Genomic DNA, 17193 nt, shown 5'->3' with positions numbered 1-17193 from the left:
ACCATAAACCCAGCGGACTTTACAGGCTTGGTCCTGCATGTGGTACACTTGATATTCTCGATGGAATACCTATCTTGGACTTGTTCCCAGTTCACTCCACCGATAAGTTCTATTACCCACATGTGGGGTTAATGTCAAGTCCGCGATCATTGGTAGTAGAGTTATACGGCTTTAATGATTATTCCTTCCCGGAGGGTAGCCGGCTAAATCCAGTGATAGATTAGTAAACCCCTGTTGCCGGGCCATTTCCAACAGTATTTCCCTATTAGCAAAGGCCATGTTTATCTCCCCAGGAAGTACTTCCAATCTAATTTCCTCATAACTATAACGGGCCCGCACCAAAGATAACCCTAAATGTTTTATTCCCTCTTCCAGCGATTCCAGACGTTGTAAAATAGTCGGATCAATACGCTGACCCGTTTTAATGCGAGTGGCCAGACAGGATTCCGGTTGATAATCTTTAAAGGGCAGTCCGTAGTCTACACATAGATTATCTATATCCTGACTAGTTAGACCTGCTCGTAACATAGGGCTGTGAATACCCAATTCCTCTACAGCCCTCATTCCAGGCCGGTACTGTCCCAGATCATCCCGATGTGACCCTTCCAGGATAGGAATTTGCGGATAGCTTTGCAACAGAAAACGAAACCTTTTACGCTTGCAATAATAGCAGCGTAAAAGGTCGTTTTGCAGAAAATTTTCATCATTAAACTCGGGAGTATCCACAAAGTGGTGATTTACTCCTACCAGGTCAGCAACTTCTTGGGCCCGTCCAGCCTCCCCATGGGAAAAACTATCTGAACGAAAAGTTACTGCTGTAATATGGTCTGATTCTATAACCTGGCTGCAGGCCCAAAGCAGAAAAGAACTATCCCTACCACCTGATAAAGCCACCACCACGGAGCTAAACCGGCCAAGAATTCGCCTTAACTCCTCTTGGCAGACCTTACTTCCAGTTTTTGCGGGCATATTCCACCCCGGCCAAAAAGGCTTCTTTATTTTTGGCGATTACTGATTCCTTTTTGCCTTTAAAAATTACATCAAAATATTCCAGGGCCTGGTCGGGATCAACCACCCCGGTCTTTTCCAGATAAGCCCCGATCAATATCATATTAGCCCCACGGGCATTCCCGACTTCCTCCGCTAAACGGTTTACCGGCAATTCCAGAACCGTAAGATCATCCCGTTCCGGCTTGCGGTCAATCAATGAGGTGTTTATTACCAGAGTCCCATTAGGTTGAATTTTATCTTCAAACTTATCCAATGAAGGGCGGTTAAGAATAACAGCCGTGGAAGGATGTTCAGTTAGCGGTGAGCTAATCTCCTCATCAGCTATAGTAACCAGACAATTAGCCGTTCCTCCCCGCATTTCCGCACCATAAGAAGGAACCCAGGACACATTCTTACCCGTACTAAGTGCCGCATGGGTTAAAAACTGACCCATGGAAAGTACACCTTGACCTCCAAAACCTGCAAAAAGAACCTGTTTTTCCTTATCTTTTTCCATCCTACTTTTCCTCCTTAACCTTAAACTCACCCAGAGGATAATAAGGAATCATATTATCTTCCAGCCATTCCAAGGCTTTTACCGGGCTGAGTCCCCAGTTGGTTGGACAAGTTGATAAAACTTCCACCATGGAAAATCCCAACCCTTTCATCTGAGTCTGTATGGCTTTTTTTATCGCCTTTTTAGTTTTAATTACATTAGCCGGATTATTTACAGCGGTTCTGCATATATAGGCCGCTCCTTCATTTTGGGATAAAATCTCAGCCATTTTTAATGGATAACCCGTCTGTTCTACCTTACGTCCATATGGTGATGTAGTAGTCACCTGACCAATAAGGGTGGTAGGTGCCATCTGTCCGCCAGTCATCCCATATATAGTATTATTAACAAATATTACACTAATATTTTCTCCCCGTGCTGAAGCATGCACAATCTCAGCCATACCAATGGAAGCCAGGTCTCCGTCACCCTGGTAGGTAAACACATACCGATCAGGTAACATACGCTTTATCCCGGTTGCAATAGCCGGAGCCCGTCCATGGGCTGCCTCCAGCATATCACAGTTAAAATAATCATAAGCCAAAACCGAACACCCTACCGGACAAATACCAATCGTGTTTTCCCTGATATCCAGCTCATCAAGGCATTCGGCCACCAGGCGGTGAATAATACCGTGGGTACATCCAGGGCAATAGTGAAATTTAGCATCAGTTAAGCTTTCCGGTTTACTCGCTACCAGTTTCATAGCCATCCCTCCCTGTGAGCAATATCCATTATCTGAGCAGTTATCTCGCCTGGACCCGGAACTAAACCAACCCGACCATAAAGCTCCACCGGCACCCGGCCATTAACTGCCAGGCGAACATCTTCAATCATTTGCCCCATACTAATTTCTGCAGTGAGAACCCGTTTCGCATTTTGGGTAGCCTGGCTTACTATTTCGGACGGGAAAGGCCAAAGGGTAACCGGCCTGATTAAACCAGCTTTCACCCCATTGCGTCTGGCTTCCATCACTGCTTTTTTAACTATACGGGACATAAGTCCAAAAGCAACTATAACCAGATCGGCGTCTTCTACTAAAAAAGTTTCCCCGCGACTTTCCTTTTCCCCAATCTCTTTATATTTATTCTGTAGGTGTATATTTCTCTGTTCAATTTCATCAGCACCCAGATGCAGGGTGTTTACAATATTAGGCTTACGTCCCCGGCAACCAGTTGTAGCCCAGGGCTTATCGGGAAACTGGGTTACCTTTTCCCGGGGAATAACCGGTTCCATCATCTGTCCCAGGGTTCCCTCCGCCATAAGCATTACCGGAATACGGTAATGATCAGCCAGTTCAAAACTCTCCATAGCCAAATCCATCATTTCCTGTACACTGGAGGGCGCCAGTACCATTATGCGGTAATCACCATGCCCTCCACCCCGGGTAGCCTGAAAATAATCAGACTGAGCCGGCTGAATTCCTCCCAGTCCCGGGCCTCCCCTGGAAACATTAACAATCAAACAAGGCAGTTCAGCTTCTGCAATAAATGAAATACCTTCCTGTTTTAGGCTAATACCAGGACCCGATGAAGCGGTCATAACCCTCTTACCAGTAGCCGACGCCCCGTAAACCATATTGATGGCAGCTAGTTCGCTTTCCGCCTGAAGAAATGTTCCCCCGATAAGCGGGAACTTGCGGGCCATATATTCGGCAATCTCACTAGAAGGAGTAATCGGATACCCAAAAAAAGCCTCGCACCCGGCTCTTAATGCTCCTTCAGCAAGTGCTTCATTTCCTTTCATAAGTACTTTGTTCATCATGTCACTCCTTTTCTACCACTATGACCAAATCCGGGCACATAAGCGCACAGGTACCGCACCCTGTGCAGCTTTCCGGCTTAACAACTGACACCGGGTGGTAGCCAAGACTATTAATGGCGGTTATATCAAGAGCCAGCGTTTCACGCGGGCAGAATTTCACGCATAGTCCGCACGCTTTGCATCTTTCTGTGCGAAAGGTTACCCTACCTTTTGCCATCCTGCATTCCTCCCCTTGCTGAATAAACTACAACCACTCGGGCCGCAAATAGAGCTGTATTGCTTTTACTATCGGTCCGAACTCCTCTTTGATAGCCTGGAAAAATTTTTGCTCTACAGTAAGGTAATCAATATCTAATCCCAGCGCCTGTCCATATTCTACCACCCTGCTGTGCCCCGCCCGGATAACCTCGACATTGGTTTCCTCAACCAAATTAGGATTACTTATAATACCTGTAAAGCTCATATGAGTAGCCCTTTCCAGCATCTCCTTAAGGGTCTGTACACTCTTAAGATCGCGGGCAAAAGGCCGATAGGGATTTAGTACCAGGTACAGTTCTAAAGTATCCCTGCCCACCAGATACTGATTCAAGTAACCAAGCACCAGCGCTCCCACTTCATCACCAGCCAGATCAATAAACAACCGGTTGTCCCGCTGATTAAGACAGGTGAGAATTTCTCCGGGAACACTGGGGACATCACCAAAGGCTAAATCTCCTCCTGGTGCCAGTAACTTAATCCCCCGATTTTCCAGCAACCCCTTCATCTCCCGGGAGGAGAAAAAGGGGTTGACTAAATCCAGATCTGCCAATATTTTCTGCCCCCCCGATTGACCGGAGTTTAGGGCATAATTAAGAGCTATTTCTGTTTTTCCACTGCCGTATCCACCGGCAAAAATGGTTATACTGCCCATATATCTTCACTTTCCAGACCATTTGCTTATATTGAGTAATGTATACCAGAGCGCCAGGAAAATCAACCTGAAATTTATTTAAAAACAAAAAATTATCAAGAACCAAATTAAAACAGGCAAGAAAAAACAGCCCTTCTAGGCTGTTTAGGGCTGCAATAAGCATCAACTCTTCTGACGGTAGATTAGCTAAAAACTTTGCTGATCACAACATATATCAACCATTTCTGAAATCGTACCCTCTATAATTGATTCATCTATACCCAGAACTTCCAGGGCCTGCGGCGATACAGGGTAGAGCATTCCGTCTATTCCAATACCGATTCCCATAGAAACACAGATCACATCCGCCACATGTACCAAGGAAGTAAGTTTGATATTACAGGCTGCCTGTTCTGGATTATGATGTAAAGCTATCGCTTCCACCAGGTCAGGAGGAAGGTTCCATTTCTCCGCCACCCGGGACCCCACTATAGCATGGTTAAAACCCAACACTTTATTTTCAGCCACCATGAAAGGTATATTATCATTTTTCACCTGGTTTACTACCTCATGATAACACTCTTTCATGAAATGGTTTAATATCACTTTACCAATATCGTGCAGTAAAGCAGCAGTATAAGCTAAATCTACCGCTGGAAATTGAACTTTTCGGGCTAAGAGACGGGAAATCATGGCTGCAGTCTGGGAATGCTTCCACAACTCACCATACTCCAGAGCATAACCCTTCATTTCTCGGCTTAATATATCACTTACCGAAGCTGCCAGAACAATACTGCGGATAGTTTTAAAACCCAGCAACACAATAGCATCTGTGACTGTGCCAATCCGACGCGGAAATCCATAAAATGCTGAGTTAGCCATACGTAAAACCTTAGCCGTCATCCCTTGATCCTGGCATAAAATATTATTTATGTCCTGAGCGGTGGAATCCGGGTCCTCGGTTAATTCCATAACCCTTACCACCACCTGTGGTAAGGCAGGAAGATCGTTGACAATCGATACGATAGAATCTAGTGAAACCCTACCCATTTTCACTCCTCCTATTTCCAGGTATCCATCTTCCTTTCCAGATAGATTCTGAAGTTTACCAGCTCCTCGCTGACTTTGAGCAGTAATCTTTCCGTTTCAATTTTAGAAAGGGTAATTTCCTCAGGTTCCAATACTTCAACAGTACGGAATTCCTCTTTCATGGTAAATTTTATAGCATCTTCCACCGAATCAGCCGTAAATGTAATCGATACCGGGGCATAACTAACCACTTTACCAGTCACTTCATCAAAAACCGAATAAATTTCCTGGCTCATTTCTATATCTTCTATGTGAATACCTTGGATGGGAACATTGCGTATCAGAGAAACTTTATTCTGCCGGATTTCTTCACAGACCTCTTCACCACTTTTCCCTCCGAAAAGTTTGCCGCTTTTTCCCCGGCCCATATAATCAAACCGCACTTTCATTCTGAGCCTGCCCAAGTTTTTAAGCCTCCTATCCTGACAAAATACCTGCTGCATCAGCTGGTTTAACTAAACTTTATCCGGAACAAGCAGAAATCATCCTACTTGCCTATACTGTAATACAGAAATATCCTGTTATCATATCGGCTAAAGATAATCCAATGGCAGCAGCCAATCCTTCTCCGTAGTTTAGTTCCAGATCAAGTACCGGGTATTTCCCCAGTTGTTCTAAGACTAGACTATGCCCCGGTTCTAATGACTGGCTGGGAACAATAATATAGTCAATTACCTTTCGGTCTATTTGGGCTGCCAGCATCGCTGCCACCGCCGTTACAAATCCATCCAACATGATCATTTTGCCCATCTGGGCAGCCCGAATTATAAACCCGGTCAAAGCCGCTATTTCCAACCCGCCGAAACGCACTAAATTATCTACCGGGTTTTGGGAATCCGGCCCACGTATTTGTAACGCCCTGGAGATAATATCGATTTTTTTCGAGATTACTTTATCTTCACTCGAACCACGTCCTACTACCCGGGCCGGCTCAGCTCCAGTAATTACTGTCGTAATGGCAGCAGCACACAGGGTATTACCGGGACCAATTTCTCCTACACCTATTATATCAAAGTAATTTCCACTTATTTCATCCCATACCCTGCTACCATATTTAAAAGCCTTCTCCACCTCCCGAGCTGTTAAAACATCTCCACCTAAAAAATTGCCCGTGCCCAGCTTAATTTTATAATCTAGACATCCTGAGGGGGTGGGACTACATATTCCTACATCAATTAAATATTCCGGTTTACCTATTCTTTTAAGAAAATAGGCGGTTGGGGCCAGCCCCTTAAGATGCTGATCAATAATTTCAGCCGCACTACCAGGGGGATAAGCACTGGTACGTTCCCGGCAGATGCCATTATCAGCCGCAAAGAGTACTACTGCATAGTTATTGGCCTCTGATATGTCCCCTTTAATTTTTTCATAAAACCTGGTCAGTTTTCCCAATCCCCGCAAGTTTATAGCCTTATCAGCCATTAATAATCTATCCCCCGTTTAGCCATGACACCTTCTTGAAATGGGTGTCTAACTAGGTGCATATAAGTAACCAAATCTGCCTGATCCATTAGGATGTCCGGACAACTTCGTCCAGTTATAATCAGATCCACCTCTGGCGGACACTGTTTCATAATAGACAGAAGAAAATCGATACTTTCCGGTAATAACTGGCAAAGGTTAAGTACCTCATCCAGAATAACTACATCCCAGCACTCTGAATCTATCGCCTGAGAAGCTAACTTTAAACCCTTTTCCGCCCGCTGGCGGTCCCGAAGCAAAAAATCACCCGGTTTGACCAGACATTCCCTTTCACCGGGACAGCAGATCTGCCCAGGATAAGGACATTTTCTCCCCAAAGAAATCATCTGCAGATCTGGAGAAGCAATTTTTTTTACTGCATATCCTTCTCCGCTTACTGACTGATCCTTTAAAAACTGCAGTATCAAGACCCTTTTTCCATGCCCCCATGATCGTAAGGCTGTTCCTACCGCACCGGTAGTTTTACCTTTGCCTTCTCCGGTATAAATGAGGATCACTTTATCCCGCCTTTTTATGGTTTCGCCTGTTTAATAAGACTATTTACCTCACTAGGTGTAAGATAGCGATATTCTCCAACTGATAACCCTTTCAGGGTAAGAAAAGCAAAAGCGGTTCTTTTTAAACTCATAACTGGATGACCTACCGCAGCACACATGCGCTTTACCTGCCGCTTTCGCCCCTCATGTATCTTAAGTTCGATTAAAGTTTTATTATTCTTATATTTCAGAATACGAACCCGGGCCGGTGCCGTCCACCCGTCATCAAGTAAAATACCCTTTTCTAAATCTTTGATCACCTGCGAAGCCATTTTCCCTTCCACCCAGGCTTCATACTTTTTTATAATCCGGTGGCGGGGATGAATCATCAAATTGGTAAAATTACCGTCATTCGATAACAATAAAACCCCTTCAGTATCCAGGTCCAGCCTGCCTACTGGATAAAGTCTTCCCGGTATATCTCCAATCAGGCTTAGTACGGTAGGACGACCCTGGGGGTCAGAAACAGTCGATACATAACCAGCTGGCTTATATAACAAAATATAAATCGGCTTGGCTAATTCAACCTTTTTCCCCCGGTATAGGACCAAGTCTAGGGCAGGGTAAATCCTGCGCCCCAGATCTTTTACAACCTCACCGTTAACCGTTACTTTTCCTTCTAAAACCAGTTGCTCCGCTTTGCGGCGCGAAGTCAGGCCAGCCTGCGCTAAAAACTTGGCAATGCGCAATCAAAATCCCCTTCCAATTTAGTGGCTTTTTATATAATACCAGTATAACCAGTTATTATGCTTTCCCTGTATTTCGCCATAAGACTTCATAAACCTCTTTATACTAATTGCTGGGAAACAGGGGGATGGTAAGCTATGTGGTGCTGAAGAATTGTATCAGCCCCCTATCACAGTACAAATACATAATAATGCAATTAACAGCAGGGTTTTAAGGTTTTACACAGCCTATCGTTTTCATATTCCTCCCTGCAACGTATTTTCTATAGTCCTGGGGAAACACTATTGGTAATACGGTTTCTATCCACCTACTTTCAAGAAGCCCGTTCACCATTTATATGTTTATCCCATCCGTTTCGTCCTGGAGTATATTTCCGCCATATGCTTATACTCGCCACTGATTACTTAGTGCTTTTAAAAGCCAAATGGATTATAATTTTTCATTAGTGACCTAACAATTAATTTTTATATCTCATAAAAATTAATTTTTTTTGGTATCATAACCCTATGAATGTCATAAAGCAGGTGAAATAAATGAATAGCCAAAATATAGATAAAGAAAAAATCAAAAAAGCGGTTTTAATGATCCTGGAAGCTATTGGAGAGGACCCTAATCGCGAGGGTCTGGTCAATACCCCAAAACGATTAGCTAACATGTACCAGGAGATTTTTTCCGGACTAAATACTGAACCAAAAGATTATTTACAGGTATGTTTTTCCGAGTACCATGATGAACTGGTTCTGGTTAAAGATATTCCTTTGTATTCTATGTGCGAACATCATTTACTGCCTTTTTACGGTAAAGCTCATGTAGCTTATATTCCCCGGGGAGGCAAAGTAGTAGGTATAAGCAAACTGGCCCGGGTAGTGGAAGCGTATGCCCGCCGCCCTCAGCTTCAAGAACGCTTAACCTCCCAAATAGCAGATTGCATTAATGACACTTTATGTCCGCAGGGCGTAGGCGTAGTCATTGAAGCAGAACATATGTGCATGACTATGCGGGGAATACGCAAACCCGGTTCTTTAACCGTTACATCAGCTGTAAGAGGTTTATTTGAAACCCGGCCTGAAACCCGAGCGGAAATGTTATCACTGATATATAAATAATTTATAAAAATTAAAGCAAAACCCAGCCATATGGCTGGGTTTTTAAGCAAATTTATTTTAAAACAAGCCTAGGATTTCACCATCTGGTTTAATATCGATTTTCTCAGCCGCCGGTGTCTTACCCAGTCCCGGCATAGTCATAATGGCTCCGGTAAGTGCTACCACAAAACCGGCCCCGGCCGATAACCGTACCTCACGAATAGTGACTTCAAAATTAGTAGGCCGCCCTTTAAGATCAGGGTTATCAGATAGTGAATATTGGGTTTTGGCATTACAAACAGGCAGATTACCATAACCTAATTCTTCGAACCTGTCTATCATCCTGCTCGCTTCTGGAGTATAATTAACCCCACTAGCTCCATAAATCTCCCGGCAAATAGTTTCAATTTTACTTTTTAAAGGTTGATTAAGTTCGTATAAAAACCGGAAATTATTAGGCTGTTCCGCAGCTTTTATAACCTTTTGGGCCAGTTCCTCACCTCCGGCCCCACCTTGTGCCCATACCTTGGATAAAGCTACTTCAGCACCAAGAGCCTGACATTTATTAATAATAAGGTTAATTTCTTCCTGGGTATCGGTAGGAAATTCGTTGAGAGCAACTACGACTGGTACACCGAATTTTTTTATGTTTTCCAGTTGCTTTTCCAGATTTTCAGCCCCGCGATCCAAAGCTTCCAGATTAGGTTCATTTAAGGCGTCTTTAGGTACACCGCCATGGTTTTTTAAAGCCCTTATAGTAGCCACCAAAACCACTGCATCAGGTTTAAAGCCAGCATAACGACAGACTATATTCAAGAATTTTTCCGCACCCAGATCAGCACCAAATCCAGCCTCGGTAACGGTATAGTCGGCCAGCTTTAGACCAATTTGGGTAGCCATAATACTATTGGCCCCATGGGCAATATTAGCGAAAGGACCGCCATGCACAAAAGCTGGTGTGTTTTCCAGGGTCTGTACCAGGTTAGGTTTTATGGCATCTTTCATCAACAGGGCCATAGAACCTGCTGCTTTCAGATCATCAGCCGTAACCGGCTTACCTTCGTAGGTATAAGCTACCACTATGCGTTTAAAACGTTCTTTTAAGTCCATGAGATCACTGGCCAGACATAATGCCGCCATTACTTCTGAGGCTACACTGATATCAAACCCAGATTCCCGGGGGACCCCGTTTACCTTTCCTCCCAGACCTATTACGATATTGCGCAAAGCCCTTTCATTAAGATCCATAACCCTTCGTAATACTACTTGACGCGGATCAATGTTTAGCCGGTTTCCCTGGTGCAAATGGTTATCAAGCAAAGCTGCTAAAAGGTTATGGGCGGTAGAAACAGCATGAATATCACCCGTAAAATGGAGGTTAATATCCTCCATCGGTATTACCTGGGCATATCCGCCTCCAGCCGCACCGCCTTTTACACCAAAACTGGGACCTAATGAAGGTTCCCTGAGGGCAATAATTGCCTTTTTACCCAGACGATTAAGAGCCTGCCCTAATCCTACTGTAATCGTAGTTTTACCTTCTCCAGCCGGGGTAGGGTTAATGGCAGTAACTAGTACCAGTTTCCCTGATGGCTGCTTTTTTAACCTTTCCCAGACATGCAAGGAGACCTTAGCCTTATACCGGCCATACAACTCTAGATCCTCCTCAGCTAGTCCGATAATACTAGCAATTTCAGTGATAGGCTTCATTGCTGCTTCCTGGGCTATTTGGATATCGCTCTTCATTGCAGTCCTCCTTCGCCTTTTTTGATGCCAACTGATCTAAAGCAAGGGTCTTTTTTTGAGCTACTACTGTCATAAAATGCACCTTAAATGCTATTGGCCTTCGATGCCGCCATTTATAAATACTGGTTTTCCTCAAGGATGGCCACAGCCAGCTGTTTATCCTCAGCTGATACCATAATTACCGGGCCGGTGCATCCCATGCCACTGGCTGCATATATACTATGTTTCCACAAAACCTTTACCGCATCCTCCATTTGCAGGATATCAATTCCTGATATCTGAGTATCAGTTGGTTTTGCAGGAGGTGCTGCTACTTCTTGATCAGCGTTGGCCGGACGTTGCTGCACTTCTATTTGCCATCCTGCCTGGTAAGCCTGTTTAAATTCCTGATTTTTAACCATGTTAAGCCGGCCCCGGCTTACTGAGGCACAAAATTCAATGGCACCTGTCACTACTGGAGTACCGGAAGCCCGAGAAAGAATACAAATCAGCCGTTCAAAATTCTCCCCTACCCCTGGTCCATAACCACTGCCGACCACTTCATAATCCCCTCCACTGGTGTAGGAACTAAATAGTTTCATAAGGATATTACCGGTAAGGGTATCGGTAACCACTACATCTACACTGCCCATAATTAAATCATTTCCCCGCAGGATAGGTCCACCGTCAATCCTTTGGGATTCCCCCCATTGAAACTGGTAACCCCGAGATTGCATAGCTAAAAGATGTCTTTCCACCTGCCGGGCCCCTTCAACATTTAGAATACCAACCCGGGGATTTTGAACTCCATCAGCTTTAGCTACCGCTACTCCATATACCGCATTTTTAACCATAGCCTGAATTCGATTAACATGGGATGTGCCGGTAGTAGTAGCAATATACATAGGTTTGCCCCGGGCCGGGGTAATTACTTTACCTACCGTAGAAACACCTATCGGAAAGGGATAATGCATAGTAACTACCCCATTTAAATCGCCATTATCGAGCAGCTTTTCTAAAAGCTCATGAACCTCATCTTCTTTTTGTAAGGGATAATTTTTTAATTCACTTTCGCCATTATCCGGTCCTATTATTACTACCTCCAACCCCGGATCCCGGCTCATAGCTATTTGGGCTCCTTTAATTAGATCTTTTATCTCCACTTCCGTACCTAAAGTTGTTAAGCCAATCCGGATAGGTAGACTGGTTAGACCGGTTTTTAGTACCTGGGCAGTTTCTAAAAATACCTCCCTGGTTAATTGCCGGTAATCACTCACCAGATCACCTCCTACCCAGCTTTTCAGCCGCATCTTCCAGGGCCTCAGCTATCATATTTCTAATCTGTTGTTTTACTTCATCATCCCAGACCGGTTCGGCTTGTACTGCTGTACCTGCATTTTTTTCTATAATGAAACTGACCCCATCAAAAAGATCGGTCATTCTTCCCAAAAACAGACTACCCTTACCAATAATCATGGCCCTTTGTATTTCTCCGGCCTGCATCATTTCCATAATATGCCCCACCAGAGGAACTCCTGAAGGGATATGTCCCTGGGTAGGAGCAAAACCTATCACCCCATGTTTTTGCGTAAAATCTACCAGGTCTGTTTTGGCAATTTCCCCGCGTTTTACTGCCATAGCCCCAATCATTTTATAGTTAGCCAGTGGTACATCACCTGCCCCGGCTGGTACAGTTATTTCCGGATTTTGCAATTCAGGAGCGTATACATCAATATCCGTAATTTTAAGGTTGTTTTTTTCTAAAGGATCTACTACAATGGCCTGAATCACTGCCTGGGGTGATGAACCGGAAGATATTTTGTGCTTACCCAAAATGTCAGTCCGTATTACCGGACTGTGCCCATCATTCTCACTTATAAGCAGGGCATATCCACCTACCACGTCTTCCAGAACCGGCATCCCTTTGTTTACATGATCGCGGCTGTTCATTCCCAACTTGGCAGAAGATCCACCGGCTAAAACCGCCACATTCTTAAAAATCCCTGCCTGTACTAGAGCAGCAGCATTGAGAATACCATGGGCAGGCCCGGCGCAAAAGGCACGCATATCAACACCGGTAGCGTTATCACAACCACCAATTTCACCAATGGCTTTGGCCAGGTTCCCGCCACCACGCTGATTCATATCCCCAATAGCCTCTTCCGAGGTTTCAATAATATAATCAATTTCTGAACCAGACAGATTGTTTTTCAGCAGCAAATTCTTAAGGGCTATAACGGCAGAAGCTTTGGATACCAGATTTTCAAATACTACATGAGCAGCCAGATTAGGATCAGTTTCATGGGCTTCCCGCACACAACCTACCAGTTCCCCATCCAGGTAAAAACCTTCCGCCCGACCGGAAGCTACCAAGTTTTTCACTTCAGCCGCTTCCCGGAATTTATCCAGCATTGATAACTGTTTTTCATTAAACATATTCCCCTGAGTTAATTTTTCTTTAATAGCGGCCGCAAACTCCCCGGTCAATTCAACCAGATTAAAACTGTCTACTATTTTCATGACCCCGTAAAATTCTGATTCTTCTACAATCTCGCCAAATCTGCCCTGTTTATTACCATCAACCCCGTTTTTATACCAGGGGGACGATAATTGAGCCAGTTGATTAACACCGATATTTCCTATATAAACCTGGTTAGGAGGATAGTTAACCGCCTCGGCAAAAGAGCGAACCTGAGTGGGCAGGGCCTTTAAATAATCAGATTCAGGATTTTTCATTCGTTCCATAGTCAGGGTAGTACCATGTTCAAGCATAATATTAGGAGCATGAACCAAGATATAGCTCGCTGCTCTGATCACTGGAAAACTCACCTATGGGGCCCTCCTTTATAAATGGTTTCCCTCCCGTCAAGTAAATGCTTCTTTTTAAGGAGCCTTAATTATAAGAGTTTTTAAAAACCTTTAGAATACAGTCTGCTCAGACACATTAGCAGCCAAAGCCTGCAGCGATTTTTCCACAATTGACCGGCGCAGGGCCAGCTCTTCCTGATGACTGATGTGGGGATTGCCTAAAGGATGAGGAATAGCTACGGCCGGGGCTATACGGTTAGCCCCTACCGTTAAAGATATAGGCACTACCGTACATACATGTACTGCCGGCACATCCACTACTTCTTCCAGCTCTTTGATCATCGTTGCACCGCAACGAGTACATGTTCCTCAGGTCGAGGTAAGGATAATCCCGTCAATATTTTCCTTTTTTAACTCTTCCCCAATGGCCCGGGCATATTTTTTCGCATTGGCCACCGAAGTACCATTGCCTACTGTAGCGTAATAAATATTATGCAGGCTGCCGATAACCCCTTCTTTTTCCAGCTGGCGCAGGACATCAACCGGCAATATCCGGTCAGGATCTTCATTAGCATAAACCGGATCATATCCCCCATGAGCAGTTTCATATTGATCACTAGTTAAATCATTAACACCAGTTATATCATAGCGTCCAAACTTAGACGCACTAGATGATTCTATATGGTCAGGATTACCATGGGGAACTATTCCCCCGGAAGTGACCAGGGCTATTTTGGCCCGGCTAATATCGGCAATAGCCGGCCGGGGTGTGACCCGATCAAAAACCGGCATAGGATATTCCGTTTTAAATTCCTGACCCTTTATCTTTTTAATTAGCATTTCCACCGCCCGAGCCGATCCCCGTTTTTCATGGAACACATTTTGGCGGATTCCACGGGGTAAATAACCTTCATCATCTGGACTTCCGATCTCCTGATGGTAGGCCAGCTTTTTCGCCAGGCGGGCCATAATCGGAATAGCTTTTCTCATCTGAGCAGCAGAATTACCTGTCCGCACTATATAAACATCTTTTTTAAACATATCAGCACCGGGATTTTCTTCATACATCCCGGTTAGCACCGGAATATTTAGCCGCTCACTAACCGACTTACATATTGCACCACAGGCCATACCATAACGTCCTGCATTAAAGGCCGGTCCGGCAACTAGCAGATCAGGTTTAAAACTAGCCACCATCTCAATAACCTGATCAGTGGCCACGTCCAAATTTTCATTAAAATAAGTATCACCACAAATTACGGTACCCACAATCTTTAGATCGTCCCCCCAGGCACCTTGAAAAGCTGTTCCTGGACCTACTGCTCCCTCTTTTTTCAGGGGAGTTTGATCAGCTTTTTCCTCTCCCCCAATCTGACCAAAAAACTGGTTTAGATAATGAACTACCCGAATTCCTGGCATATCTTCCCCTTCCTTTCCCTATTTTTAACGTTCCTGATACTGCCGCCTGATATTATCCATTTCCGCCTTAATTTCATCTACATCCAGAACCATTTCCATCATACTAATCTGGTCTTCATAGACCTGGGGATCAATTAAATCTTTAATTTCGAAAATATGGAACACAGGTAATCCCAGTTCGACGTTGGTAAGCGGCCCGGCATAGGTAGGATCACCCATCATAACCGTCTCTGCAGTTAAACCGGCTGATTCAGCCTCAGCTCCTCCCAGAATAACTACTACATTATCAGATCCATACTTTTCCGCCGTTTCTTTAATACGCCCCTGATTGGCCATATCCATGGCCCCAGCAGCAGTTCATACAAAACATTCCGTACTGGTAAATAGAATGTCTCCCCCTACCGTTTTCATACATTCGGCAATAGCCGGCCCAGGAATACCATCCCGGTCTCCCAGGACACAAATCTTTTTATTGGCAAAAAAACTCTTGTCCATTTCATATCATCCTTTCATTATTTATTTATAAACCAACTGCACCCATGGGGTTAAATCCCAATTCATTGGTGGCCCCTGTTATAGCCTGAATCTCTACCGTAATCGAACCATCCTCAGCCAGGGCTCCATCAAAGCCCCCTGCAATAACATTAACTGCCTCTGGATATCCCACCACCTTATCCATGGGAGGCAAAACAATAATCTGGTTAGCATTACCGGCACTCACCACTGCATCAGCGGCCTTGTCACCATCAGCCAGGGATTGGGAAGCACCATCCCGACCCGCATACTCATCAGTAACCAATACGGTTTTAATACCTAAAGCCTCAATCTTTTTACAATTCATAATCAAATCGGCATCCGGATTTCCGAATCCCTCCTCACTAATGATTACCCCGTCTACACCCAGGCTTTGCACCAGTTTGGCACAGAAATTAGAACTTCGTTCTTTATCTAACAAGGTTACATTTTCATTAGTTGCTACCACCCCGATAAAATTAAGTTCTTTACCATGCCGTTCATACAAATCATAGATAATGGGATTATTCATATGGTGATAGCTGGTATTTTTGTCACAGGCCGAAACACAATTGCCACTGATAATAGCTCCATCCATTACTTCGGTGGGATATAAAAAGGTGGGCAGGATCTTTTTAACATCTATCCCATACAGGTAGGTATCGTGTAAAAGCCCCTGGGTTTGAAGCATGTAAACATAGGCTACTTTAGGTAAATCCGGGTACATCTTAATCTGCTCCGGAATGGGGCTCGTTTCAAAAACCTGCACCTGATCAGGTTTTACAGAGCGGGCTGCCTCAGCAATATAGCGCGTTGCCTTTAGACCGGCATGACGGACCGCATCTTCATGTTCATGCTGTTTAAGTCCTTCTACCTTGTCACAGGTCAATATTAGATTTATAGTACGGGAAAAGGGGGTATAATCAGCTCCTGGGCCACTCATGTCAATAATCCCTTCCTGAAAGCCTACAATTTTCCCTACCGTTAAAACCGTCATTCCTTTTAAAACATGAGTACGTCCTTCTCCCACCATTTCCGTATTACCGAAATAACTAGGAAACACCTGCCCGCAACCAGATACTTTAACCCTGGGTTCCAACACATCTTTAACCGGACAGATCCGGACCTTATCACCCGGTCTTACTATTTGCGCATCTACTAGATCTAAACGTTCATCAACCAATTGTTGCAGTAATTCAGTTTTATTAACATATACAACACCTTGTTTGTACTCGGTGCGATCACCAAACTGGACATCTTTAACATGAAGGTATCCTAATTCAAGGCGCATTATAATCCCTCCAATCTAATCAGCATGCTTTTTAATTTTTTCCTCTATATCTTCCGGCATGATCTCCTGACCTGATATTTCGTCTATCTTTTCCCCATTTTTATAAAAAAGAATGGCCGGTAACCCCAACACCTTTTGCCCGATGGCCAACCTACGGTTACCGGAAGTATTAACTGAACAAAACTTAATTTTATCACCATACTTTTGGGCCAGTTCCTCTACATGGGGCATCAACTCCATGCAACGCTCACATTTTGGCCCCCACCAATCTACCATTACTACACCAGACGCACTGATAACCTCCTGCTCAAAATTATCTTTATCAACTTCAACCATCATTATTTCGGCTCAACTCCTTT

The 17193-nt window shown here is 44.3% G+C and carries 19 protein-coding genes; 1 reads left to right on the top strand and 18 read right to left on the bottom strand.

Translation table 11 applies throughout. From position 1 onward, the window contains the following. Nucleotides 1-171: 171 nt before the first annotated feature. The 11 genes from larE to ACZ5Q0_RS09940 form a co-directional block, all read right to left on the bottom strand. A complete protein-coding gene (gene larE, locus ACZ5Q0_RS09990; protein WP_446818144.1) occupies nucleotides 172-969 on the bottom strand; it encodes an ATP-dependent sacrificial sulfur transferase LarE in 798 nt (265 codons plus the stop codon). Continuing rightward, a complete protein-coding gene (locus tag ACZ5Q0_RS09985; RefSeq protein ID WP_446818146.1) occupies nucleotides 947-1507 on the bottom strand; it encodes a 2-oxoacid:acceptor oxidoreductase family protein in 561 nt (186 codons plus the stop codon). Before ACZ5Q0_RS09985 ends, larE begins: the two co-directional genes overlap by 23 nt. 1 nt (nucleotide 1508) lies before the next feature. Beyond that, entirely contained in the window at nucleotides 1509-2252 is a 744-nt protein-coding gene (locus ACZ5Q0_RS09980) for a thiamine pyrophosphate-dependent enzyme (RefSeq protein WP_446818148.1), read from the bottom strand. Further along, complete coding sequence (locus tag ACZ5Q0_RS09975) at nucleotides 2249-3307, bottom strand: 3-methyl-2-oxobutanoate dehydrogenase subunit VorB (protein WP_446818150.1); 1059 nt, start codon at nucleotides 3305-3307, stop codon at nucleotides 2249-2251. The genes ACZ5Q0_RS09980 and ACZ5Q0_RS09975 overlap by 4 nt, the downstream gene beginning before the upstream one ends. Nucleotides 3308-3311: 4 nt before the next feature. Next, a complete protein-coding gene (locus ACZ5Q0_RS09970) occupies nucleotides 3312-3527 on the bottom strand; it encodes a 4Fe-4S binding protein (RefSeq protein WP_446818152.1) in 216 nt (71 codons plus the stop codon). A 27-nt stretch (nucleotides 3528-3554) separates the two neighbouring features. Next, nucleotides 3555-4220, bottom strand: coding sequence for a hypothetical protein (locus ACZ5Q0_RS09965; RefSeq protein ID WP_446818154.1), 666 nt, complete (start codon nucleotides 4218-4220; stop codon nucleotides 3555-3557). 186 nt (nucleotides 4221-4406) lie between these two features. Further along, nucleotides 4407-5249: an HDOD domain-containing protein gene (locus ACZ5Q0_RS09960; RefSeq protein WP_446818156.1), complete on the bottom strand. Its 843-nt coding sequence runs from the start codon at nucleotides 5247-5249 to the stop codon at nucleotides 4407-4409. Between the two features lie 11 nt (nucleotides 5250-5260). Further along, the gene (locus tag ACZ5Q0_RS09955) at nucleotides 5261-5692 is read right to left on the bottom strand and encodes a hypothetical protein (protein WP_446818157.1); all 432 of its coding nucleotides are present in this window, start codon (nucleotides 5690-5692) and stop codon (nucleotides 5261-5263) included. Between the two features lie 91 nt (nucleotides 5693-5783). Continuing rightward, a complete protein-coding gene (locus ACZ5Q0_RS09950) occupies nucleotides 5784-6710 on the bottom strand; it encodes a nicotinate-nucleotide--dimethylbenzimidazole phosphoribosyltransferase (RefSeq protein WP_446818159.1) in 927 nt (308 codons plus the stop codon). Next, nucleotides 6710-7267 (bottom strand): cob(I)yrinic acid a,c-diamide adenosyltransferase, encoded by a 558-nt coding sequence (locus ACZ5Q0_RS09945; RefSeq protein WP_446818161.1) that lies wholly within the window; start codon nucleotides 7265-7267, stop codon nucleotides 6710-6712. Before ACZ5Q0_RS09945 ends, ACZ5Q0_RS09950 begins: the two co-directional genes overlap by 1 nt. A gap of 14 nt (nucleotides 7268-7281) precedes the next feature. Then, nucleotides 7282-7995, bottom strand: a complete 714-nt coding sequence (locus ACZ5Q0_RS09940) for a pseudouridine synthase (protein WP_447182506.1) — start codon at nucleotides 7993-7995, stop codon at nucleotides 7282-7284. Nucleotides 7996-8526: 531 nt separating this feature from the next. Between ACZ5Q0_RS09940 and folE the strand changes: the two genes are divergently transcribed. Next, on the top strand, nucleotides 8527-9099 hold the full coding sequence (folE, locus tag ACZ5Q0_RS09935; protein WP_446818165.1) for a GTP cyclohydrolase I FolE: 573 nt from the start codon (nucleotides 8527-8529) through the stop codon (nucleotides 9097-9099). Between the two features lie 57 nt (nucleotides 9100-9156). Here folE and ACZ5Q0_RS09930 read toward each other — a convergent pair whose 3' ends face one another. The 7 genes from ACZ5Q0_RS09930 to trxA form a co-directional block, all read right to left on the bottom strand. Next, complete coding sequence (locus tag ACZ5Q0_RS09930; protein WP_446818167.1) at nucleotides 9157-10824, bottom strand: formate--tetrahydrofolate ligase; 1668 nt, start codon at nucleotides 10822-10824, stop codon at nucleotides 9157-9159. 113 nt (nucleotides 10825-10937) lie between these two features. Continuing rightward, the gene (grdD, locus tag ACZ5Q0_RS09925) at nucleotides 10938-12080 is read right to left on the bottom strand and encodes a glycine/sarcosine/betaine reductase complex component C subunit alpha (RefSeq protein ID WP_446818169.1); all 1143 of its coding nucleotides are present in this window, start codon (nucleotides 12078-12080) and stop codon (nucleotides 10938-10940) included. 4 nt (nucleotides 12081-12084) lie between these two features. Then, nucleotides 12085-13632: a glycine/sarcosine/betaine reductase complex component C subunit beta gene (gene grdC, locus ACZ5Q0_RS09920; RefSeq protein WP_446818170.1), complete on the bottom strand. Its 1548-nt coding sequence runs from the start codon at nucleotides 13630-13632 to the stop codon at nucleotides 12085-12087. A gap of 90 nt (nucleotides 13633-13722) precedes the next feature. Next, the gene (grdB, locus tag ACZ5Q0_RS09915; RefSeq protein ID WP_446818172.1) at nucleotides 13723-15030 is read right to left on the bottom strand and encodes a glycine reductase complex selenoprotein B; all 1308 of its coding nucleotides are present in this window, start codon (nucleotides 15028-15030) and stop codon (nucleotides 13723-13725) included. Between the two features lie 24 nt (nucleotides 15031-15054). Further along, complete coding sequence (gene grdA / locus ACZ5Q0_RS09910) at nucleotides 15055-15525, bottom strand: glycine/sarcosine/betaine reductase complex selenoprotein A (protein ID WP_446818174.1); 471 nt, start codon at nucleotides 15523-15525, stop codon at nucleotides 15055-15057. Nucleotides 15526-15550: 25 nt separating this feature from the next. Continuing rightward, the gene (locus tag ACZ5Q0_RS09905; RefSeq protein WP_446818176.1) at nucleotides 15551-16834 is read right to left on the bottom strand and encodes a glycine/sarcosine/betaine reductase component B subunit; all 1284 of its coding nucleotides are present in this window, start codon (nucleotides 16832-16834) and stop codon (nucleotides 15551-15553) included. A 15-nt stretch (nucleotides 16835-16849) separates the two neighbouring features. Beyond that, nucleotides 16850-17170: a thioredoxin TrxA gene (trxA, locus tag ACZ5Q0_RS09900; protein WP_446820775.1), complete on the bottom strand. Its 321-nt coding sequence runs from the start codon at nucleotides 17168-17170 to the stop codon at nucleotides 16850-16852. Between the last annotated feature and the right edge of the window lie 23 nt (nucleotides 17171-17193).

It is taken from the genome of Syntrophomonas erecta subsp. sporosyntropha, from assembly GCF_055395365.1.
Note: the sequence above shows the minus strand (reverse complement) of the source record. Positions and strands in the feature narration are given on the sequence as shown.

What these genes read in the sequence shown, in the direction of transcription:
- larE (WP_446818144.1), bottom strand. Translation starts at nt 969, where the DNA reads ATGCCCGCAAAAACTGGAAGTAAGGTCTGCCAAGAGGAGTTAAGGCGA.
- ACZ5Q0_RS09985 (WP_446818146.1), bottom strand. Translation starts at nt 1,507, where the DNA reads ATGGAAAAAGATAAGGAAAAACAGGTTCTTTTTGCAGGTTTTGGAGGT.
- ACZ5Q0_RS09980 (WP_446818148.1), bottom strand. Translation starts at nt 2,252, where the DNA reads ATGAAACTGGTAGCGAGTAAACCGGAAAGCTTAACTGATGCTAAATTT.
- ACZ5Q0_RS09975 (WP_446818150.1), bottom strand. Translation starts at nt 3,307, where the DNA reads ATGAACAAAGTACTTATGAAAGGAAATGAAGCACTTGCTGAAGGAGCA.
- ACZ5Q0_RS09970 (WP_446818152.1), bottom strand. Translation starts at nt 3,527, where the DNA reads ATGGCAAAAGGTAGGGTAACCTTTCGCACAGAAAGATGCAAAGCGTGC.
- ACZ5Q0_RS09965 (WP_446818154.1), bottom strand. Translation starts at nt 4,220, where the DNA reads ATGGGCAGTATAACCATTTTTGCCGGTGGATACGGCAGTGGAAAAACA.
- ACZ5Q0_RS09960 (WP_446818156.1), bottom strand. Translation starts at nt 5,249, where the DNA reads ATGGGTAGGGTTTCACTAGATTCTATCGTATCGATTGTCAACGATCTT.
- ACZ5Q0_RS09950 (WP_446818159.1), bottom strand. Translation starts at nt 6,710, where the DNA reads ATGGCTGATAAGGCTATAAACTTGCGGGGATTGGGAAAACTGACCAGG.
- folE (WP_446818165.1), top strand. Translation starts at nt 8,527, where the DNA reads ATGAATAGCCAAAATATAGATAAAGAAAAAATCAAAAAAGCGGTTTTA.
- ACZ5Q0_RS09930 (WP_446818167.1), bottom strand. Translation starts at nt 10,824, where the DNA reads ATGAAGAGCGATATCCAAATAGCCCAGGAAGCAGCAATGAAGCCTATC.
- ACZ5Q0_RS09905 (WP_446818176.1), bottom strand. Translation starts at nt 16,834, where the DNA reads ATGCGCCTTGAATTAGGATACCTTCATGTTAAAGATGTCCAGTTTGGT.
- trxA (WP_446820775.1), bottom strand. Translation starts at nt 17,170, where the DNA reads ATGGTTGAAGTTGATAAAGATAATTTTGAGCAGGAGGTTATCAGTGCG.